20 protein-coding genes are annotated in these 19,318 nt (G+C 63.4%); 8 read left to right on the forward strand and 12 right to left on the reverse strand.

The window, feature by feature from the left end; translation table 11 throughout:
• Positions 1–42 precede the first annotated feature (42 nt).
• The gene (locus AC0NID_RS09815; RefSeq protein WP_473457655.1) at positions 43–984 is read right to left on the reverse strand and encodes a threonine/serine dehydratase; all 942 of its coding nucleotides are present in this window, start codon (positions 982–984) and stop codon (positions 43–45) included.
• A gap of 50 nt (positions 985–1,034) precedes the next feature.
• Between AC0NID_RS09815 and AC0NID_RS09820 the strand changes: the two genes are divergently transcribed.
• Positions 1,035–1,337: an ArsR/SmtB family transcription factor gene (locus AC0NID_RS09820; RefSeq protein WP_473457653.1), complete on the forward strand. Its 303-nt coding sequence runs from the start codon at positions 1,035–1,037 to the stop codon at positions 1,335–1,337.
• An 87-nt stretch (positions 1,338–1,424) separates the two neighbouring features.
• Here the strand turns inward: AC0NID_RS09820 and lysA are convergent, their stop codons facing one another.
• From lysA to argH, 3 genes are all read right to left on the reverse strand, one after another.
• Positions 1,425–2,693: a diaminopimelate decarboxylase gene (gene lysA, locus AC0NID_RS09825; RefSeq protein ID WP_473457652.1), complete on the reverse strand. Its 1,269-nt coding sequence runs from the start codon at positions 2,691–2,693 to the stop codon at positions 1,425–1,427.
• 52 nt (positions 2,694–2,745) lie between these two features.
• On the reverse strand, positions 2,746–2,952 hold the full coding sequence (locus AC0NID_RS09830; RefSeq protein ID WP_473457650.1) for a hypothetical protein: 207 nt from the start codon (positions 2,950–2,952) through the stop codon (positions 2,746–2,748).
• A gap of 68 nt (positions 2,953–3,020) precedes the next feature.
• The gene (argH, locus tag AC0NID_RS09835; RefSeq protein ID WP_473457648.1) at positions 3,021–4,421 is read right to left on the reverse strand and encodes an argininosuccinate lyase; all 1,401 of its coding nucleotides are present in this window, start codon (positions 4,419–4,421) and stop codon (positions 3,021–3,023) included.
• A gap of 35 nt (positions 4,422–4,456) precedes the next feature.
• Here argH and tlpA point away from each other — a divergent pair, with 35 nt between their 5' ends.
• From tlpA to AC0NID_RS09860, 5 genes are all read left to right on the forward strand, one after another.
• Positions 4,457–5,143: a thiol:disulfide interchange protein TlpA gene (tlpA, locus tag AC0NID_RS09840; RefSeq protein ID WP_473457647.1), complete on the forward strand. Its 687-nt coding sequence runs from the start codon at positions 4,457–4,459 to the stop codon at positions 5,141–5,143.
• Between the two features lie 212 nt (positions 5,144–5,355).
• The gene (ugpB, locus tag AC0NID_RS09845) at positions 5,356–6,666 is read left to right on the forward strand and encodes a sn-glycerol-3-phosphate ABC transporter substrate-binding protein UgpB (RefSeq protein WP_473457646.1); all 1,311 of its coding nucleotides are present in this window, start codon (positions 5,356–5,358) and stop codon (positions 6,664–6,666) included.
• An 82-nt stretch (positions 6,667–6,748) separates the two neighbouring features.
• Positions 6,749–7,633 (forward strand): sn-glycerol-3-phosphate ABC transporter permease UgpA, encoded by an 885-nt coding sequence (ugpA, locus tag AC0NID_RS09850; RefSeq protein ID WP_145720088.1) that lies wholly within the window; start codon positions 6,749–6,751, stop codon positions 7,631–7,633.
• A gap of 8 nt (positions 7,634–7,641) precedes the next feature.
• Positions 7,642–8,490, forward strand: coding sequence for a sn-glycerol-3-phosphate ABC transporter permease UgpE (gene ugpE / locus AC0NID_RS09855; RefSeq protein WP_473457645.1), 849 nt, complete (start codon positions 7,642–7,644; stop codon positions 8,488–8,490).
• 7 nt (positions 8,491–8,497) lie between these two features.
• On the forward strand, positions 8,498–9,565 hold the full coding sequence (locus AC0NID_RS09860) for a sn-glycerol-3-phosphate import ATP-binding protein UgpC (protein ID WP_473457643.1): 1,068 nt from the start codon (positions 8,498–8,500) through the stop codon (positions 9,563–9,565).
• A 48-nt stretch (positions 9,566–9,613) separates the two neighbouring features.
• Here AC0NID_RS09860 and AC0NID_RS09865 read toward each other — a convergent pair whose 3' ends face one another.
• From AC0NID_RS09865 to AC0NID_RS09875, 3 genes are all read right to left on the reverse strand, one after another.
• Positions 9,614–10,696, reverse strand: a complete 1,083-nt coding sequence (locus AC0NID_RS09865; protein ID WP_473457641.1) for an ABC transporter ATP-binding protein — start codon at positions 10,694–10,696, stop codon at positions 9,614–9,616.
• Complete coding sequence (locus AC0NID_RS09870; protein ID WP_473457640.1) at positions 10,693–12,279, reverse strand: ABC transporter permease; 1,587 nt, start codon at positions 12,277–12,279, stop codon at positions 10,693–10,695. The genes AC0NID_RS09865 and AC0NID_RS09870 overlap by 4 nt, the downstream gene beginning before the upstream one ends.
• 176 nt (positions 12,280–12,455) lie before the next feature.
• Complete coding sequence (locus AC0NID_RS09875) at positions 12,456–13,463, reverse strand: iron ABC transporter substrate-binding protein (RefSeq protein ID WP_473457638.1); 1,008 nt, start codon at positions 13,461–13,463, stop codon at positions 12,456–12,458.
• A 209-nt stretch (positions 13,464–13,672) separates the two neighbouring features.
• On the opposite strand from AC0NID_RS09875, the gene AC0NID_RS09880 reads away from it, so the two are divergent.
• Positions 13,673–14,224, forward strand: a complete 552-nt coding sequence (locus AC0NID_RS09880) for a sigma-70 family RNA polymerase sigma factor (protein ID WP_473457636.1) — start codon at positions 13,673–13,675, stop codon at positions 14,222–14,224.
• Between the two features lies 1 nt (position 14,225).
• Positions 14,226–14,864 (forward strand): NrsF family protein, encoded by a 639-nt coding sequence (locus AC0NID_RS09885; protein ID WP_473457635.1) that lies wholly within the window; start codon positions 14,226–14,228, stop codon positions 14,862–14,864.
• Between the two features lie 143 nt (positions 14,865–15,007).
• Here the strand turns inward: AC0NID_RS09885 and AC0NID_RS09890 are convergent, their stop codons facing one another.
• From AC0NID_RS09890 to AC0NID_RS09910, 5 genes are all read right to left on the reverse strand, one after another.
• Entirely contained in the window at positions 15,008–15,886 is an 879-nt protein-coding gene (locus AC0NID_RS09890) for a 3-hydroxybutyryl-CoA dehydrogenase (protein ID WP_473457633.1), read from the reverse strand.
• Between the two features lie 118 nt (positions 15,887–16,004).
• Positions 16,005–16,934, reverse strand: coding sequence for an electron transfer flavoprotein subunit alpha/FixB family protein (locus AC0NID_RS09895; RefSeq protein ID WP_473457631.1), 930 nt, complete (start codon positions 16,932–16,934; stop codon positions 16,005–16,007).
• A 23-nt stretch (positions 16,935–16,957) separates the two neighbouring features.
• Positions 16,958–17,707: an electron transfer flavoprotein subunit beta/FixA family protein gene (locus AC0NID_RS09900; RefSeq protein ID WP_473457629.1), complete on the reverse strand. Its 750-nt coding sequence runs from the start codon at positions 17,705–17,707 to the stop codon at positions 16,958–16,960.
• A 194-nt stretch (positions 17,708–17,901) separates the two neighbouring features.
• Entirely contained in the window at positions 17,902–18,705 is an 804-nt protein-coding gene (locus AC0NID_RS09905) for a rhomboid family intramembrane serine protease (protein ID WP_473457627.1), read from the reverse strand.
• A 25-nt stretch (positions 18,706–18,730) separates the two neighbouring features.
• Entirely contained in the window at positions 18,731–19,312 is a 582-nt protein-coding gene (locus AC0NID_RS09910) for a cob(I)yrinic acid a,c-diamide adenosyltransferase (protein ID WP_473457626.1), read from the reverse strand.
• Between the last annotated feature and the right edge of the window lie 6 nt (positions 19,313–19,318).

A 19,318-nucleotide genomic window follows, 5' to 3' on the forward strand; every position in this document is an offset into this window, starting at 1 on the left:
AGGCGGTTCCCGAAAACGTGAACAGGACTGCTCGCGTTATCGTCAGAATTTAGCCGGATTGGCGTTTGCACCGCAGACCAGCACGGCGACGCGCTCGCCCGCGGCCGGCGCGTAGCGGCCGGAAAGGATCGCAGCGAAGGCCGCGGCGCCGCCCGGCTCGGAAATGATACGCGCCCGGTCCCAAAGCGCCGCTTGTGCGGCGACGATCTCGTCGTCGCCGACCAATATGGAACGCTCGACGAAGGCCTCGGCGATCGGAAACATCAATTCACCGACGCGCTTGGGCGCCAGCGAATCGGCGGCGATGCCCTCGGCCGGCGCATCGACGGGCCGACCGGCCTCAAAGGCGCGATAGAGCGTCGGCGCACCCTCAGGCTCGACAGCGATGATCCTGATGCGGCCGGCAAACCAGGCGGCGATGCCGCCGATCAAGCCGCCGCCACCGACGGCGACCAGCAGAGTGTCGAGTTCAGGCAGGTCGGCCTCGATCTCTAGGCCAAGCGTGCCTTGCCCGACCAGCGTTTCCTCCTGGTTGAAGGCGTGGATCTGCAGCGCGCCGGACTTTTCGGCAAAGTCTTCGCTAGCAGCCAGCGCCTCGGCATAGCGCCCACCGCCGACGACCAGATCGGCGCCGTAGCCGCGGATGCGTTCCAGCTTGGCCGGCGGGCTCACTTCGGGAACGAAGATGGTCGCCTTGTGGCCGAGCCGCATGGCGGCATAGGCGACCGCGGCACCGTGATTGCCGCCCGATGCAGCGACGACTCCGGCCTTGGGAACCGGCCGTTCGAGGAGATTGGTGAAAGCGCCGCGCGCCTTGAACGAGCCGGAATGCTGCAGGCATTCGAGCTTCAGGTCGACGCCAAGAGGCGGGCGGCCGAAATCGGCCATGTCGACACGCAGCACCGGCGTGTGGCGCACGAATGGCCGGATGCGCGGCTCCATCGAAGCGATGCGCTCGCGTGTGATCATATTGCCGTTCAGCATGGCCTGCTCCCAAGGGTTGACATTACTTAGTAACTTAGCAAAATGGCTAAATGCAAGAGGTCGATGTCTTCAAGGCGATCGCCAACGAGCGCAGGCTGCAAATCCTCGACTGGCTGAAGAACCCGCGCGCGCATTTTTCGCCACAGGCGGATGGCGACCTGGTCGAGGACGGCGTCTGCGCGCTGTTGATCGCGGAAAAGCTGGGGATCACCCAGGCAACGCTCAGCGAGCATATGCGGGTGCTCACCCAGGCGGGCCTTCTGCGCAGCAAACGCATCAAGCAGTGGACGTTTTATCGCCGCGACGAAGACAGGATCGCCGAGACCCGGGCGCTTATTCAGCACCGGCTGTAGCGCTGCAGGCGGTCTATTCTTGTTTGACCATGATCGCTTCCGAAAACCGGTTCCCGCTTTTTCGCTGACGCGGACCTTCGGTTCGGTCTATTCCAGCCAATCAGGCACCGAATCCAGTCCGATCAGCTCGTCATAGGTCTGGCGTGGGCGCACGACATGGAAACGGTCGCCGTCGACCAGCACTTCGGGCACCAGCGGCCTGGTGTTGTAGGTGCCGGCCTGCACCGCGCCATAGGCGCCGGCGGTGGCGACAGCGATCAGGTCGCCGGCCTTCAGCCGCGGCAGGTCGCGGTCGAGGCCGAGATAGTCGCCGGTCTCGCAGACCGGCCCGACGACGTCGACCGTCATGCGCGGCGCCGCAGCCGGCTGCTGCACCACCGGCTTGATGTCATGGAAGGCGTCGTAGAGCGTCGGCCGGATCAGATCGTTCATCGCGGCGTCGACGACCAAGAAATTCCGGGCATCGCCCTCCTTCACGAAGATCACTTGCGAAACGAGGATGCCGGCATTGCCTGATATCAGCCGGCCCGGCTCGAACATCACCTTCAATCCAAGCTTGGCGACATGCCTCTTGACGATCTGGGCATAAGCGTCCGGCAAGGGAGGCGGGCTGTTGTCGACGCGGTAGGGAATGCCGAGGCCGCCGCCGAGATCGACATGCTCGATGGCGTGCCCGTCGGCGCGCAGCGCGCCGACCAGTTCCACCAGCAGCGCGAAGGCGTCGTCGAAGGGCTGCAACTCGGTGATCTGGCTGCCGATATGGGTGTCGATGCCGGTAACCTTGATGCCCGGCAGTTCAGCCGCGCGGGCATAGACCTGGCGCGCCTTCTGCCAGGGAATGCCGAACTTGTTCTCGGCCTTGCCGGTGGAGATCTTCTTGTGGGTCTTGGCATCCACATCCGGGTTGATGCGCAGCGAGATCGCCGCCATCTTGCCCTGCGCCATGGCGCGGGCCGACAGCATTTCCAGTTCCGGCTCGGATTCGACATTGAAACAGAGAATGCCGGCGGAGAGCGCAAAATCCATTTCGCGCGCGGTCTTGCCGACGCCCGAAAACAGGATCTTGCTGGCCGGAACGCCGGCGGCCAGCGCACGGCGCAATTCGCCTTCGGAGACAACGTCGGCGCCGGCACCGAGCTTGGCCAGGATCTTCAGCACCGCCTGATTGGAATTCGCCTTCATGGCGTAGCAGACCAGCGCGTCGAGCCCGGCAAAGGCCTGCGCAAACACGCGGAAATGCCTGGTCAGCGTCGCCGTCGAATAGCAATAGAACGGCGTGCCGACACCTGCGGCGATATCCGGTATCGCCACGTCCTCGGCATGCAGCACGCCGTCGCGGTAATCGAAATGGTTCACAAGAGTGGTTCCGGAAGTTGGAGCACAATGAGATCGGATGATCTCATCGGCTCTAGATCAGCGGGTCGAGAACGAACTTCCTGTCCTCGACCGGTTTTTCCGGCTCCGGCGGCACAGGCTGCTTGGCCTTCTCGGCGTCCTTGCGTGCCTGCACGGCCGCTTCATAGGGCGTGTCGAGCCCGGACTTCCTGCCGCAGGCCGTAACGGCCGTCATCGCCGCCAGCAGCGTCAGTGTCACCAAAATCCTGCTTGCGGTCATCCGTGCCATCCGTCCGAAACTTTCGCCCGCCGCTTTTAGCCGAGTTTTGCTGGCATTGCACCCTGGCATCACGCCTTGGCGATGCGCTTTTTCCAGTACCGGATCTGCTTCCTCACTTCCGACGGAGCGGTGCCGCCGAAGCTCGTCCGGCTCTTCACCGAATTCTGTACGGCCAGCACGGAAAACACGTCCGCCGTGATGCCGGGGTGAATGGATTGCAGATCTTCCAGCGGTAGCCTGTCGAGTCCGAGCTTCTTCTCTTCGGCCAGCGCCACCGCGCGGCCGGTGACGTGATGCGCCTCGCGGAACGGCAGGCCGAGCGTGCGCACCAGCCAGTCGGCAAGGTCGGTCGCCGTCGAATAGCCTGACCCGGCAGCCTTCTTCATGGCGGCGGCGTTCACCGTCATGTCGCGCACCATGCCGGTCATCGCCGCCAGCATCAGGTCGAGCGTCTCGGCGGCGTCGAACACGGATTCCTTGTCTTCCTGCATGTCCTTGCCGTACGTCAGCGGCATCCCCTTCATCACCGTCAGGAGGCCGACCAGATGGCCGGTGACGCGGCCGGTCTTGCCGCGCACCAGTTCGGCCGCGTCGGGGTTCTTCTTCTGCGGCATGATCGAAGAGCCGGTGGAGAATGAGTCCGATAGCCTGACGAAGCCGAATTGCGGTGTCGACCAGATGATGATCTCTTCGGCCAGCCGCGACAGGTGCGTTGCGCAGATTGCCGCCAGCCCCAGAAACTCCATCGCGAAATCGCGGTCCGAAACGCTGTCCAGGGAGTTGCGCATCGGCCCGCGGAAGCCGAGCGCCTTGGCTGTCCGGTGCCGGTCGATCGGGAAGCTGGTGCCGGCAAGGGCGGCGGCACCGAGCGGGCTTTCGTCCATCCGTTCGATGGCGTCGCGAACACGCGACAGGTCGCGCGAAAACATCTCGACATAGGCCATGCAGTGGTGGCCGAAGGTCACCGGCTGCGCTGCCTGCATGTGGGTGAAGCCAGGCATCACCGTTGCTGCGTGCTCTTCGGCGCGTTCCAGGAACGCCGTGATCAGGCCCTTCAGCGCCTCGGCGACGCGAAAGCACTCGTCCTTGACCCATAGCCTGAGATCGACCGCCACCTGGTCGTTGCGCGAGCGGGCGGTGTGCAGGCGGCCGGCGGCCGGACCGATCAACTCGGCAAGGCGAGCCTCGACATTCATGTGGATGTCTTCCAGCCTTGTCGAGAACTCGAAACTGCCGGCTTCGATCTCTGCCAGGATCGTGTTCAGCCCGTGAGCGATTTTTTCTTGATCGGCCGCCGAAATAATGCCCGTTTGCGCCAGCATCTCGCTGTGGGCGATCGAGCCTCTGATATCCTGCGCGTAGAGTTTGCGGTCGAAGGAGATCGACGCGTTGATCGCCTCCATGATCGCGGCCGGACCCGAGGCAAAACGTCCGCCCCACATCTGGTTGCTGGCCTTCTTGTCGCTCATCGCTATAACCCGTGCTCCGGAGCAGTTCTAAAAAAATGGCAGACGGCAATAAATTTTTCCCGGCCCCGCGCCTCATCCTCGCCGCCTTGGTGGCGGGCGTGCTTGCCGGCGCGGTCGCGGTATATGTCAGCGAGAGCGGTTCTGGCAACAACGCGCCCGCTGAAGTCGCGGTTGGCGACGGCAAGGACGATACCGCCTGCACCGCCAAGGCCGATCGCGCCAAGACGATCGCGGCTGCTGCCACCGGCCAGGTCGCCGCGCTTTTGCCGGCCGATCCGCCGCAATCGCTGAAAAGCCTTGCCTTCAACGACCCTGGCGGCAAGCCTATGACGCTCGCCGATCACGCCGGCAAGACGGTGCTGCTCAATCTGTGGGCGACATGGTGCGCGCCCTGCCGCGCCGAAATGCCGGCGCTCGACGCGCTGCAGAAAGAGATGGGCAGCGACGCCTTCGAGGTCGTCGCGGTCAACGTCGATGCCGGCGATGATACCAAGCCGAAGAAGTTCCTCGAGGAAACCGGCGTCGAAACGCTCGGCTACTACCGCGATTCGACGATGGCGCTGTTCAACGATCTCAAGACGAGAGGCTTGGCGCTCGGCCTGCCGGTCACCATGCTGATCGACGGTGAAGGCTGCCTGATCGCTCATATGAACGGCCCGGCCGAATGGTCGGGACCGGACGCCAGGCGGCTGATCGAGGCGGCACTCGGCGGGACGGACTGAGCGGGCGATTGTGCCGGTTTCCGTCGCCGCTGTTCGAATGGTAAGCCGGCTTGGCAAATCCTTTCCATCGGCTCCCATTTGGAGGCATGTACAACTTTGATCGGAGATCGAGTTCATCGATCCGCAATAAAACCGTTGTCCAATTGTCACGAGCGGCACATATTGCCTTTGCGAGCGTGCCCCTTTCGCCAATGACAAACGGGAGATGAAACATGAAGTTCTTCGGCTTCGCGGCCGGTGTTGCCGCCACCTTGACCCTGCTTTCCACAACCTCCGCCTTTGCAGTCACGCAGATCAGCTGGTGGCACGCCATGACCGGCGCCAACGCCGAGGTTGTCGACAAGATCTCCAAGGATTTCAATGCCAGCCAGAGCGATTATGAGCTCGTTCCGGTGTTCAAGGGCACCTATCCGGAGACGCTGAATGCCGGCATCGCTGCCTTCCGCGCCGGACAGGCGCCCGATATCCTGCAGGTGTTCGACGTCGGTACCGGCGTGATGATGGCGGCCGAGGGCGCGATCAAACCGGTAGCCGATGTGATGACCGGTGCTGGCATGACCTTCGACAAAAGCCAATACCTGCCCGGCATCGTCGGTTATTATTCGAAGCCGGACGGCACCATGCTGTCCTTCCCCTACAACTCCTCCTCGCCGATCCTCTACTACAACAAGGACATCTTCCAGAAGGCGGGGCTCGATGTAGACAACCCGCCCAAGACCTGGAACGAGGTGTGGGAAGCCGCCAAGAAGATCAAGGCGAGCGGCGCCGCCTCTTGCGGTTATACCTCTACCTGGCTGACCTGGATCCATCTGGAGAATTTCGCGGCATGGAACGATGTGTCGTGGGCCACCCAGCAGAACGGCCTGGCCGGCGGCGATGTCGAACTCAAGATCAACGCACCGATTTTCGTCAACCACTTCCAGGCGCTCGCGGACCTCGCCAAGGACGGTACCTTCAAATATGGCGGGCGCACCTCCGAAGCCAAGCAGATCTTCCTTGCCGGCGAATGCGGCATCTTCACCGAATCGTCGGGCGGCCTCGGCGACATCGTCAAGTCAGGCATGAACTACGGCATCGGCCAGCTTCCCTACGATACCGACGCCAAGGGCGCACCGCAGAACACCACGCCGGGCGGTGCCAGCCTATGGGTGTTCGGCAGCAAGTCGGACGAGCAATACAAGGGCGTCGCGGCCTTCTTCGCGTATCTGTCCAAGACCGATGTGCAGGAATATCTGCACCAGAAGTCGGGATACCTGCCAGTGACGCTCGCCGCCTACGAGGCGACCAAGAAATCGGGCTTCTATGACAAGAATCCCGGCCGCGAGACACCCATCCTGCAGATGACGGGCAAGGCGCCGACCGACAACTCGAAGGGCGTACGCCTGCCGAATCTGCCGCAGGTGCGCGATATCCAGAACGAGGAGCTCGAGAAGATGCTGGCTGGCCAGCAAACCGCGCAGCAGGCGCTCGACAATGCGGTCACGCGCGGCAACGCCGCGATCAAGGAAGCGCTAGAGAACTGACGAGGTCTATCTCGGTTGATGTCGGTTTGAATCGCCCACGCGAGCTCGCGTGGGCGGCTCCTGGATAGCGAGGGAAATCAGCCTGTCTCCACGCGTCGTCTTTCCCAACAAGATCCTGCCCTACCTTCTGGTGGCGCCACAACTCGCCATAACACTGGTTTTCTTCTACTGGCCGGCCGGTCAGGCGCTTTACCAGTCGATGCTCAGGCAAGACCCGTTCGGGTTGAGAACCAAGTTCGTCTGGTTCGCCAATTTCCGGAAGGTGCTGGCCGATCCGGCCTACCTCAATTCGATCAAGGTCACAGTGGTGTTCTCGCTTGCTACCGCGATCGTCGCCATGGGCGTGGCGCTCCTGCTTGCGGTCATGGCCGAGAAGGCGGTGCGCGGCAAAGGCCTCTACCGCACTCTGTTGATATGGCCTTATGCCGTGGCGCCGGCGATTGCCGGCATGCTGTGGCTGTTTCTGTTCAATCCTTCGATCGGCTCGTTGGCGTACTTGCTGAGAAGCCTCGGCATCGCATGGGATCCGCTTCTCAACGGCACCCACGCCATGATCCTGCTGGTGTCGGCGGCTGCCTGGAAGCAGATCAGCTACAATTTCCTGTTCTTCGTCGCCGGTCTGCAGGCGGTGCCGAAAACGCTGATCGAGGCAGCGGCCATGGACGGCGCCGGCGAGACCAAGCGCTTCTGGACCATCGTTTTCCCGCTGCTTGCCCCGACGACCTTTTTCCTGCTGGTGGTCAACACCGTCTATGCCCTGTTCGATACATTCGGGATCGTTCATGCCGTCACCGGCGGCGGGCCTGGCAAGACGACCGAGACGCTGGTCTACAAGGTCTACAATGACGGCTTCGTCAATCTGATCCTAGGCGACTCGGCGGCGCAGTCGGTCATCCTGATGGCAATCGTCATCGCGCTCACGGCCATCCAGTTCCGCTACGTGGAACGCAAAGTCCACTACGGTTGAGGGCAGTGATGATCGGCCAGTCCCCGCTCCGCACCTTCGTCGCCCATGCCGTGCTGATCCTTGGCATATTGATCGTGGCTTTTCCGATCTATTACACGTTCGTTGCCTCGACACACACGCTGCAAACGATCCTCAGGCCGCCTCTGCCGCTCCTGCCCGGCGGCCAGCTCTGGAACAATTACAGGGAGGCGCTGTTCGGCGGCATTGGTCGCATCGGCGGCGTCAGCGTCGGGCAACTACTCCTCAACACCACGATCATGGCGCTCGGCGTTGCGGTGGGAAAGATTTTCATCTCGATCCTGTCGGCTTACGCCATCGTGTTCTTCCGCTTTCCCCTGCGCATGACCTTCTTCTGGCTGATCTTCATCACCTTGATGCTTCCCGTGGAAGTGCGCATCCTGCCGACCTACAAGGTGATGGTCGATCTCGGCATGATCGACACCTATGCCGGTCTGATCATCCCGCTGATCGCCTCGGCCACCGCGACGCTGCTGTTTCGCCAGTTCTTCATGACCATACCGGGCGAATTGGTCGAGGCGGCGCGTGTCGACGGCGCCGGGCCATGGCGCTTCTTCTTCGATATCCTCTTGCCGCTGTCACGCACCAACATCGCGGCGCTGTTCGTGATCCTCTTCATCTATGGCTGGACGCAGTATCTTTGGCCGCTGCTCGTCACCAACAGCAACGATATGAACACCATCGTCATCGCGCTGAGAAAGATGGTCTCTTTCGCCGATGCCGACACCGAATGGCACCTGGTCATGGTCACAGCGATGCTGGCCATCGTGCCGCCGATCCTGGTGGTCGTGCTGATGCAACGCTGGTTCGTGCGTGGCCTGGTCGAATCCGAAAAGTGAGAAGCCGATGGCGACTGTCGATCTGAAGGACGTGAAGAAGGTCTATCCCGGTGGCGTCGAAGCCGTGAAGGGGGTTTCCATCGCCATTCCCGACAAGGAGCTTTGCGTGCTGGTCGGCCCTTCCGGCTGCGGCAAGTCCACGCTGCTGAGGATGATCGCCGGGTTGGAGACCATTTCTGCCGGTACTGTCGCCATCGACGGCAAGGTGGTCAACGCCATCGGCCCGACCGAGCGCGACATCGCCATGGTGTTCCAGAACTATGCACTTTACCCGCATATGAAGGTCTATGACAACATGGCCTATGGCCTGCGCAATCGCGGCGCGCCGAAGGACGAGATTGACAGCAGGGTGCGCTCGACCGCCAAGGTGCTGGAGCTTTCGGCGCTGCTCGACCGGCGCCCGCGCGAGCTTTCCGGCGGCCAGCGCCAGCGCGTCGCCATGGGCCGCGCCATCGTGCGCAACCCGAAAGTCTTCCTGTTCGACGAGCCGCTCAGCAATCTCGATGCCAAACTGCGCGGCCAGATGCGGGTCGAGATCAAGAATTTGCAGCGCACGCTTGGCGTCACCTCGGTCTATGTCACCCATGACCAGCTCGAGGCGATGACGCTGGCCGACATCCTCGTCGTCATGAACGCCGGACTGGTCGAGCAAACGGGCGCGCCGCTCGACATCTACGAGAAGCCGGCCTCGATCTTCGTCGCCTCCTTCATCGGCGCGCCGCCGATGAACCTTTTGGCGCTGACCGGAAGTTCCTCAGGCATGGCACTGGCCGATGGCACGGCGATCGGCTTCGCACCTCCCGAAACACAAGCCGCGACACTCGGGTTTCGCCCGGAAGATGCCGACGTCACCTTCAACACGGAGGCGCCGCCCAGAGCGCTCGTGCTGCCGGCGACGGTCGAGGCGGTCGAACCGGTCGGTGCCGAAAGCTTTCTTCACTGCGCGGCAGGCGGCAGCCGCATCGTCGTGCGCATCTCAGGTCGCGCCACCGCCAAGCCCGGCGACCGGTTGCGCGTCGTGGCCAAGTCCGAAAAACTGCATTGGTTCGATCAGGCCGGTAATCGGGCCGATTGAAGCCAGCCTGTCGTCCTGACCAGCGAGCATCGAGAGACGCAAGTGCGTTCAGGCAAACACATGCGCCTTGCCGGAAACGGTCAGTCGGACAATCTCGCCGACCACCGGTGTGTCTATGCCCGGCTTGCGCAGGATCAATGGCGTGTTGCCGATCGCTGCTGCATCAGGCGGATCGGGACTGTTCAAGAGCCGCACCGCGATGGTGCACATCGATCCGGCGAATTCGGATTCCGTCACCTCGCCGAACAGCATCTCCGGCGTGCCCGACATGCCTTCACGCGACGTCCGTTTCAGCAGCACCTGTTCCGGCCGCAGCATGATGCGGGCGACATCGCGCCGCTCGGTGCTGTCGACGGCGATGCGGCCGAGCGGCGAGCTAGCGAAGCCGTCCGCGATCTTGGCCGGCAGGATGATGGCATCGCCGAGGAATTCGGCGACCATCCTGTCCTTCGGCTTGAGATAGAGCTCGCGCGGCGTGCCGATCTGCGAGAACTTGCCGTCGCGCATCACCGCGACCTGACCGGCAAAGGACAGCGCCTCGGCCTGGTCGTGCGTGACCAGGATCGTGGTGATGCCGGCGGCCTCCAGAAGCTCGGCCACCGCCTTGCGCATTGACGCGCGCAGGCCCGTGTCGAGCGCCGAGAACGGCTCGTCGAGCAGCATCAGGCGCGGCTTCATGGCCATGGCGCGGGCCAGCGCCACACGCTGCTGCTGGCCGCCGGAGAGCTCGTGCGGCCGCCGTTTCAGGATCGCCTTGTCCAGCCCGACGATATAGGCGAGCTCGACGATGCGCTCGGTGGGCCTGTCCTCGCCGCGCGCCATGCCGAAGCCGATATTGTCGGCGATGCTCAGATGCGGGAACAGGGCGCCGTCCTGCGCCACCACGCCGATGCCGCGCTGATATGCTGGCACGGCACTGCCGCCATTGGCCAGCACCTTGCCGTCGAGCACGATGCGGCCCTGGTCCGGCGCCTCGAAGCCAGCGATCAGCCGCAGCAAGGTCGTCTTGCCGCAGCCGGACGGCCCGACGATCGCGGTGCGGCTGCCGCTGGCCACGCTGAGGTCGATCCCGGCCAGTGCGGCCACCGGACCGTAATGCTTGTGCACATCGGTGAGTTCGAGGAAGCTCATCGCCCGGCCATCCGCTTCGACTGGACGTAGAGCAGCCAGGTCAGCGGCAGCGACATCGCCACCATGATCAGGGCGTAGGGTGCGGCGGATGCATAGTCGATCTCGCCGCTGTGAGACCAGAACGCCATCGCCAGCGTGCGGGTGCCGTTGGGAGCCAGCATCTGCGTGGCGGTCAATTCGTTCATGATGCCGAGCGCCACCAGCGCCATTCCCGCCGCGGCCCCCGGCGCCGACAGGCGGATCGTCGTCGACCACAGCGCCTTGAGCGGTGACCGGCCTAGGCTGGCGGCGGCGCGTTCGAGTTCGACCGGCGCCTGCGCGATCGACGCCCGCAGGCTGATCAGGGCGCGCGGCAGGAACATCAACGCATAGGCAACGAGGATCGTAAACAGGGTCTGGTAGAGCGGCAGAGCGATGCGCACGGTGATGGTGACCAGCGCCAGCGCCACGACGACGCCGGGCAGCGAGCCGGCGATGTAGTTGCAGCCTTCCAGAACGCGCTGCAGCGGTCCCGGCGCGCGGATCGAGATCCAGGCCATCGGCATGGCGGCGACGGTGGCGAGCAGGGCGCCGGCGAGCGCCAGGAACAGGGTCTGGCCGAGCGCCAGGCCGATCTCGGCGAACCGCCAGACATCGGCGCCGCCGGCCACAAGCCAGCGGCTGATGGTGACGAATGGCACGCCAAGCGCCAGCAGCGCGGTGATGGCCGGCAGCAGCAGGCAAGGGATCGTGGCGCGGCCGAGGCATGTGCGCTGCTGCTGGCGCGCCGCGCCCGAGCCGACGCGGGCATAGCGCTCCTCGCCGCGCACGAGCACTTCGATCCCAAGCAGCACGAAGCAGCATGTCACCAGCACGGCAGCCAGCATGTTGGCGGCCGGTCCGTTGAAGGTCGACTGGAACTGGTCGACGATCGCCGTGGTGAAGGTGTCGAAGCGGATGAACACGTAGAGCCCGTACTCGGCCAGGAGATGCAGGCCGACCAGCAGCGAACCGCCGCAGATGGCGAGCCTGAGCTGCGGCAGAACCACCCGCCGGAAAACGCGCCACGGTCCGAGGCCCAGCGCTGCCGCGGCGTCTTCGAGAGCGGGATCGAGCCGGCGCAAAGCTGCCGCCACCGGCAGATAGAGGAACGGGAAATAGGCGACGACGGAAATCAGAACGCCGGCCCACAGGCCGTGCAGCCCCGGCACCAGGCTGATCCAGGCGTAGCTGTGCACGAAGGCGGGGATGGCGAGCGGCGCTACTGACAGCCAGGCCCACAGGCGGGCACCAGGGAGATCGCTGCGTTCGGTCAGCCAGGCCAGCGCCACCGAGAGCACGATGCAGGCCGGTACGGCCAGCACCACCAGAAGGAGGGTGTTGGTCAGCAGCTCGCCGACACGCGGCCGGAAGACCAGTGCCGATACGGTTTCCCAGCCGGTCTGCACGGCAATCCAGAGGATGAAGGCAAGCGGCAGCAGGGAAAAAAGCGAGATGAGGATGGCGGCGAGCGAAATCCAGGATATCGGCCGCCGGCGCGTCCATTGCCCAGCCGGCATGCCGGCCGGCAAGCCTGAACGCGCAAGATCGGCCGCAGATTGCATCGGCTCAGACGCCCCGCCGCTGCGGCTCGGTGGCGGAGATGATCGAAGGGCCGACAAAGTGGCCAAAAACGCAGCTTGTCGTCATGGACGAATGCCACCTCAAAAAACAGAGCGCTCCCACGGAAAGCGAATTCCCGCAGGAGCGCAGTCGGTTGCCCTTTTAGGACGAACGCGGACTAAAGCAAGCCGGCTGCCGTCATCAGATCGGTCACCTTCTTGGAGTTCAACGTCGTCGCGTCGACTTTCGGCGCCTGCAGATCGGCCAGCGGTACGAGCGCCGGATTGGACTCCGCGCCCTTGCCGACCGCGTATTCGAAGGAATCACCGGTCTTCAGCACGTCCTGACCACCTTTGCCGGTCACCCATTTCAGGAAAGCCTGCGCTTCCTTCGGGTGCTTGCTGGAAGCCAGCACGCCGCCGCCGGAGACCGAGACGAACGCGCCCGGGTCCTGGTTCCTGAAATAGTGGAGCCCGATGTTCTTGCTGTTCTCACCGGTCTTGGCCTGGTCGCCATAGTAGTAATAGTGATAGATCACGCCGCCCTCGATTTCGCCGGCGTTGACCGCCTTCATCACCGTGCTGTTGCCCTTGTAGGCGGTGAAGTTCTCCTTCATCGCCTTCAGCCAGCCGGCCGTTGCGGCCTCACCCTTGAGCTGCAAAAGCGCGCTGACGATCGCCTGGAAATCGGCGCCGGAGGGCGACGCGGCCCAGCGTCCCTTCCAGCTCGGATCGGCGAGATCGAGCAGCGACTTGGGCAATTGCTCGGCGGTCAGCTTGGTCTTGTCGTAGACAAAGACGGTGCTGCGCGCGGCGATGCCCACCCATTTGCCGCTGGCCGGCTGGTAATCCTGCGGAACCTGCGCCTGCGTGTCGGCGTCGACCGGCGCGAACAGCCCGGCGGATTCGACCAGCACCATGGCGGGTGAGTTTTCAGTCAGGAACACGTCGGCCGGCGAGGCGGCGCCTTCGGCGACGATCTGGTTGGAGAAATCGCTGTCGCCGCCGTGGCGAACGGTGACCTTGATGCCGGTTTCCTTGGTGAAACCTTCCACCCAGGCATTGGTCAGGCTTTCATGCTGGGCATTGTAGACGACGATGCCGCCGTCCTGGGCCATCGCCGGGCCGACGATCAGGCTGACGGCCAGTGCGGTGGCACCGGCAAGGGCGGAAAGAGCATATTTCATAGACGTCATTCCCTCTCGATCTTGATGGCTTTTTGATTTGGCAAGGCGCACCTATCAATACCTGATCGGTGTAGTCAACATTGGAGAGAAGCGTAAATCGGGCGCTGGAGGTGAAACCTTCGTGATATTCGCATATTTTGGCTTGGACATTATTTCGTCGGCCACGTAACAAACCACCGCCGAGTGCGAATATCGGGGAGTGAACTCTTGTGACCGGCAATGACGAGGCCGAGCTTTCCCGGCTGATGCGGGCCGCGATCGCTGGAGATGAAAGGGCTTACGCCGACTTTCTGCGCCGGACGGCTGCTCTCGTTCGCGGCTTCGCCAGGCGCAAAATCGTGCAGGGCGGAGTCGACCCCGAGGATGTCGTGCAGGAAACCTTGCTGGCCATTCATGTGAAACGGCATACCTGGCGCCAGGATTTGGCAGTGCTGCCCTGGGTCTACGCCATAGCGCGCTTCAAGCTGATCGACGCCTTCCGGCGGCGTGGGCGGCGCATCGAGATCGAAATCGACGACATCGCCGAGACTTTCGCCGAACCGGAAGCGGAGACCGTCAGCGAGCGCGACATCAACCGGGCCCTGGATGGCCTGCCGCCGGCGCAGCGTTCCGTTGTATCGGCCATATCGGTCGAAGGCCGCTCCATCGGCGAGACGGCGGCGAAATTCGGCATCAGCGAGACGGCGGTGCGCGTGTCGCTGCATCGCGGGCTCGCCGCCATTGCCAAACGGTTCGGGGCCAAGCGATTCGGGCAGGAATGACATGAGGACCGACGATCTCATCAAGGCGCTTGACGCCGATGCCCGCAGCAGGACGATGCCGCTGGGTTCGGCCTGGTGGGTAGCCGCCGGGGCGGCTATCGTGATCGCGGCGGTGGTTTTCTGGCTGGCGATCGGCCCACGCACCGACATCGCGACCGCCATGCATACGATGCGCTTCCTCGCCAAATTCGTCTTCACGGCAGCCCTGGCCGTCAGCGCCTTCGCCTTGATCCGCGCCCTGTCGACACCCGGTGCATCGACGAGCAGGGCGGCGGCCTGGATGATCGCCGCACCGCTGATGGTGGTCATTGCGGTGGTTCTGGAGCTCTTTTCCGTGCCCGCGGCGGACTGGGGCAGGCGACTGGTCGGCAGCAACATAGTCATCTGCCTGACGTTCATTCCGCTGATCGGCATCGGGCCGCTTGCCGTCTTTCTCGCGGTGCTGCGCTATGGCGCGCCAACGCGGCCGGTGCTTGCCGGAACGGTGGCGGGCCTGCTCGCCGGCGGGCTGGCGGCAACCTTCTATGCCGCACACTGCTTCGACGACTCGCCGCTTTTCGTCGCTACCTGGTACACGATCGCGATTGCCATCCTCGCCGCGTTCGGCGCGCTCGGCGGGCGGCTTTTCGTGCGCTGGTAGCGACGGTCCGCGATCGGGAATAGCAGACGCACGATTAACGGCATCGGTCCAAAATTGGATTCGATTTTGGAAAGATGCTCGGATATCGGATATCAGTATACCTGGATACAAAGAGTTGCGCGTGAAAGTGGACGCGCAACGTTCTAGCGCGTCGGAACGGGATGCTCGCCGCGATAATCGTAGAAGCCGCGCCCGGTCTTGCGGCCGAGCCAGCCGGCCTCGACATATTTCACCAGCAGCGGGCAGGGGCGGTATTTCGAGTCCGAGAGGCCGTCATGCAGCACCTGCATGATCGACAGGCAGGTGTCCAGCCCGATGAAATCGGCAAGCTGCAGCGGTCCCATCGGATGGTTGGCGCCGAGCCTCATGGCGGTGTCGATCGCGTCGACCGAGCCGACACCTTCATACAGCGTGTAGATCGCCTCGTTGATCATCGGCAGCAGGATGCGGTTGACGATGAAGGCCGGAAAATCCTCCGAGACCGTAATCGTCTTGTCGAGATGGTTCACATAGGCCTTTGCCGCTTCGAAGGTCTGGTCCTCGGTGGCGATGCCGCGTACCAGTTCGACCAGCTTCATCACTGGAACCGGATTCATGAAGTGGATGCCGATGAAACGCTCCGGCCTGTCGGTCTGCGCGGCGAGACGTGTGATCGAGATCGACGAGGTATTCGTCGCCAGGATGGCTTCGGGATTGAGCTGCGGGCAGAGCTGGGCGTAGATCTTGCGCTTGACCGTCTCGTCCTCGGTCGCTGCTTCGATCACCAGATCGGCACCAGCGAGGTCGGCCATGGTGGGCGCCGCCGAAATGCGCGCCATCGCCTCGTTGCGCAGCTTTTCCTCGAGTTTGCCGGAGCCGACCTGGCGGGCCATGTTGCCGCTGATGGTTGCGATGCCCTTTTCGAGGCGGTCGGGCGATATATCGTAGACCAGCACCTTGTAGCCTGAAAGCGCGGAAACATGGGCGATACCGCCACCCATCTGGCCCGCGCCGATGATGCCGATCGTCTCGATCTTGCTCATTACACCGATCCCGTCAAATGGCCTTTTTGCGGCCTGCTTTTTGTGCGGTGCAAACTAAAAGGGCGGGGCGACTTCGTCTACCCACCCTTCACAATTTAATACGCTTCAGCAGAAGGCGTCAAAGCACCTTTTGCAGTTCCGGCAGAATGACGAAAAGGTCGCCGACGAGCCCGTAATCGGCAACCTGGAAGATCGGCGCTTCCTCGTCCTTGTTGATGGCGACGATGACCTTCGAATCCTTCATGCCGGCGAGGTGCTGGATGGCGCCTGAGATACCGACGGCGATGTAGAGATCGGGCGCCACCACCTTGCCTGTCTGGCCGACCTGCCAGTCGTTCGGCGCATAGCCGGCATCGACGGCTGCGCGAGAGGCGCCGACGGCTGCGCCGAGCTTGTCTGCGATCGGCAGGATGACTTCCTGGAATTTCTCCGAAGAGCCCAGCGCGCGCCCGCCCGAGATGATGATCTTGGCCGAAGTCAGCTCCGGACGGTCGGTCTCGGAAAGCTTGTTCTCGACGAAGCTCGACAGGCCGGGATTGGCCGCCGCCTGAACCGTCTCGACTGGAGCGGAACCGCCCTCGGGCGCCGCCTGGAAGGAGGCGGTGCGCACGGTGATGACCTTCTTGGCGTCGCTCGACTGCACGGTCTGGATGGCGTTGCCGGCATAGATCGGCCGCTTGAAGGTGTCGGGCGACACAATTTCGATGATCTCGGACACCTGCGCGACGTCGAGCAGCGCCGCCACGCGCGGCGCGACATTCTTGCCCGATGAGGTCGCCGGCGCGATGATCGTGTCATAGGCGCCAGCTATGCTGACGACGAGTGCGGCCAGCGGCTCGGCGAGCCGCTCGGTGAGTTCGTCGGCTTCGGCGAGCAGCACCTTGCTTACGCCCTTGAGCTTGGCGGCGGCATCTGCCGCGCCCTTGGCGCCTTTGCCGGCAACCAGCACATGCACGTCCGAACCGATCTGCAGCGCCGCCGAAAGCGCCTTTGCGGTCTGGTCGGAAAGGGTGGCGTTGTCGTGTTCTGCGATGAGGAGAATTGCCATTTTCTTGTTCCTTTTCCGATCGCTTACAAAACGCCGGCTTCGTTCTTGAGCTTGTCGACCAGTTCGGCGACGCTCTTGACCTTGACGCCTGCCTTGCGGCCACCCGGCTCCTCGGTCTTGATCACCTTCAGCCGCGGCGTGACGTCGGCGCCGTAGTCGGCCGGGCTTTTCTCATCGAGCGGCTTCTTCTTGGCTTTCATGATGTTGGGCAGCGAGGCATAGCGCGGCTGATTGAGGCGAAGATCCGCCGTCACGATCGCCGGCATCTTCAGCTCCACCGTCTGCAGGCCGCCATCGACCTCGCGCGTCACCTTGGCCTTGTCGCCGTCGATAACCACCTTGGAAGCAAAAGTGCCTTGCGCCCAGCCCAGAAGTGCGGCCAGCATCTGGCCGGTCTGGTTGGAATCGTCGTCGATCGCCTGCTTGCCGAGGATGACGAGGCCGGGCTGTTCCGCCTCGACCACACCCTTCAGCACCTTGGCGACGCCGAGCGGCTCGGTCTGCTCGTCGGTCTTGACCAGGATGGCGCGGTCGGCGCCCATGGCGAGCGCGGTGCGCAAGGTCTCCTGCGCCTGCTGCGGCCCGATCGAGACGACGATGATCTCCTCAGCCTTGCCGGCCTCCTTCAGCCGGATCGCCTCTTCGACCGCGATCTCGTCGAACGGGTTCATCGCCATCTTGACGTTGGCGAGCTCCACCGCCGAACCGTCAGCCTTCACACGAACCTTGACGTTCGCATCCACAACCCGCTTCACGGGCACAAGGATCTTCATTTGCCTGTCACCTCTTTCACGAAAGCCACCTCTTTCAAGATAATTGGGCGCGCTATAGCAGTGTGCGCCTCTTCGGAATTGTCGAAAGCCGACATTCCGGACGGAATTCTAGTCTCCGACCGCCCAATGTGGTGGAAAGCTTCCGTAGTTGCGGTAACCCTGCACGTCAATATCCGGAAAGCACTCAAATCGGTTCAGTCCGGACTGGACGCAATTCCCCGTCCCCAGCGCGGTGCCGGCTGCGCCGGTGGTTCATTGCTCTCAACAGGGCCGGCAGGAACCGGCGTCTGGCCGGCTGCAACCGCGGGCTCCCCGTCAGCGCCGGCGAGCAGTGGTACGCCGCGGTTGCGCAAGATGAGCACCAGCACGGCGCCGGCGATGATGCCGCCGACATGGCAGGCCCAGGAAATCTGGTCCTCGCCACCAGCGGCGAACATCACGATTTGAAACAGGATCCACAGGATGAGCGGGATGAAGGCCGGGATGCGCAGCGGAATGCGGGCAAAGGCCAGCACCCATACCTTCACCCGCGGATAGAGCATCAGATAGGCGGCGACCACGCCGGCAATGGCGCCCGAGGCGCCGATCAGCGGAACCTGCGAATCCCACGCGACCAGCCCCTGGAAGAAGGCACCGGCGATGGCGCAAAGCAGGTAGAAGACGAGAAAGCGGACATGGCCGAGCGCATCCTCGACATTGTCCCCAAACACCCAGAGGAACAGCATGTTGCCGCCGAGGTGGAAGATATCCGCATGCAGGAAGGAATAGGTGACGTAGCTCAGACTCTCCGGGATCACGACAAACTGCGGAGCCAGCTCCACGCTGTCGTGCACGACAGACGGAATGAAGCCGAGGCTCAGCACAGCGGCGTTGGAGAACTGCTCGCCGCCAAGCGCGGTGGCGAAATAGATGAGCGTGTTGAACGCGATCAGGCCGATCGTCACATATTGCAGTTTGATGTGACGCAGCCGGTTGGTGTCGTAAAGCGGGATGAACATCGGACCCCCTCCCGCCTCGGCAGATTCAGCGGTTCTTGCCGGGAACCCATAGCACGTCGGCGTTTCCGTTGTCATTGACGGCGCGTGCGGCGACGAACAGAAAGTCCGATACGCGGTTGATGTATCTTATCGCCTCGCGGTTGACATGCTCGTCTGGGTCTTGTGCCAGCGCCACCACGACGCGCTCGGCCCGCCGCGCCACCGTGCGGGCGAGGTGAAGGGCGGCGGCTGCCGGCGTGCCGCCGTTGAGCACGAAGGATTTGAGCGGCTGCAGATCCCTATTGAGCAGGTCGATGTCCCTCTCGACGCGGTCGGTCTGCACAGCGGCGATGCGCAGCGGCTCATAGCCGAGCGGCTTGCCGTCGTCCGGCACGGCCAGATCGGCGCCGAGGTCGAAAAGATCGTTCTGGATCCGGCTAAGCATCGCGTCGATCGCCCGATGTGTCGCTGCGGTGTGGATGCGGGCCATGCCGATGCAGGCATTGGCCTCGTCGACCGTGCCATAGGCGTCGACACGCAAATCGGATTTCAGCCGCCGTTCGCCGGTGCCAAGGCCGGTGGTGCCGTCGTCGCCGGTGCGAGTGTAGATCTTGTTGAGCTTGACCACGCTTCA

Source organism: Mesorhizobium sp. WSM4821 (assembly GCF_055901555.1).

Bases quoted from the DNA above. Each gene is read 5' to 3' on its own strand.
- AC0NID_RS09815 (WP_473457655.1), bottom strand. From the start codon at position 984: ATGCTGAACGGCAATATGATCACACGCGAGCGCATCGCTTCGATGGAG.
- AC0NID_RS09820 (WP_473457653.1), top strand. From the start codon at position 1,035: ATGCAAGAGGTCGATGTCTTCAAGGCGATCGCCAACGAGCGCAGGCTG.
- AC0NID_RS09830 (WP_473457650.1), bottom strand. From the start codon at position 2,952: ATGACCGCAAGCAGGATTTTGGTGACACTGACGCTGCTGGCGGCGATG.
- argH (WP_473457648.1), bottom strand. From the start codon at position 4,421: ATGAGCGACAAGAAGGCCAGCAACCAGATGTGGGGCGGACGTTTTGCC.
- tlpA (WP_473457647.1), top strand. From the start codon at position 4,457: ATGGCAGACGGCAATAAATTTTTCCCGGCCCCGCGCCTCATCCTCGCC.
- ugpB (WP_473457646.1), top strand. From the start codon at position 5,356: ATGAAGTTCTTCGGCTTCGCGGCCGGTGTTGCCGCCACCTTGACCCTG.
- ugpE (WP_473457645.1), top strand. From the start codon at position 7,642: ATGATCGGCCAGTCCCCGCTCCGCACCTTCGTCGCCCATGCCGTGCTG.
- AC0NID_RS09860 (WP_473457643.1), top strand. From the start codon at position 8,498: ATGGCGACTGTCGATCTGAAGGACGTGAAGAAGGTCTATCCCGGTGGC.
- AC0NID_RS09865 (WP_473457641.1), bottom strand. From the start codon at position 10,696: ATGAGCTTCCTCGAACTCACCGATGTGCACAAGCATTACGGTCCGGTG.
- AC0NID_RS09870 (WP_473457640.1), bottom strand. From the start codon at position 12,279: ATGCAATCTGCGGCCGATCTTGCGCGTTCAGGCTTGCCGGCCGGCATG.
- AC0NID_RS09875 (WP_473457638.1), bottom strand. From the start codon at position 13,463: ATGAAATATGCTCTTTCCGCCCTTGCCGGTGCCACCGCACTGGCCGTC.
- AC0NID_RS09885 (WP_473457635.1), top strand. From the start codon at position 14,226: ATGAGGACCGACGATCTCATCAAGGCGCTTGACGCCGATGCCCGCAGC.
- AC0NID_RS09890 (WP_473457633.1), bottom strand. From the start codon at position 15,886: ATGAGCAAGATCGAGACGATCGGCATCATCGGCGCGGGCCAGATGGGT.
- AC0NID_RS09895 (WP_473457631.1), bottom strand. From the start codon at position 16,934: ATGGCAATTCTCCTCATCGCAGAACACGACAACGCCACCCTTTCCGAC.
- AC0NID_RS09900 (WP_473457629.1), bottom strand. From the start codon at position 17,707: ATGAAGATCCTTGTGCCCGTGAAGCGGGTTGTGGATGCGAACGTCAAG.
- AC0NID_RS09905 (WP_473457627.1), bottom strand. From the start codon at position 18,705: ATGTTCATCCCGCTTTACGACACCAACCGGCTGCGTCACATCAAACTG.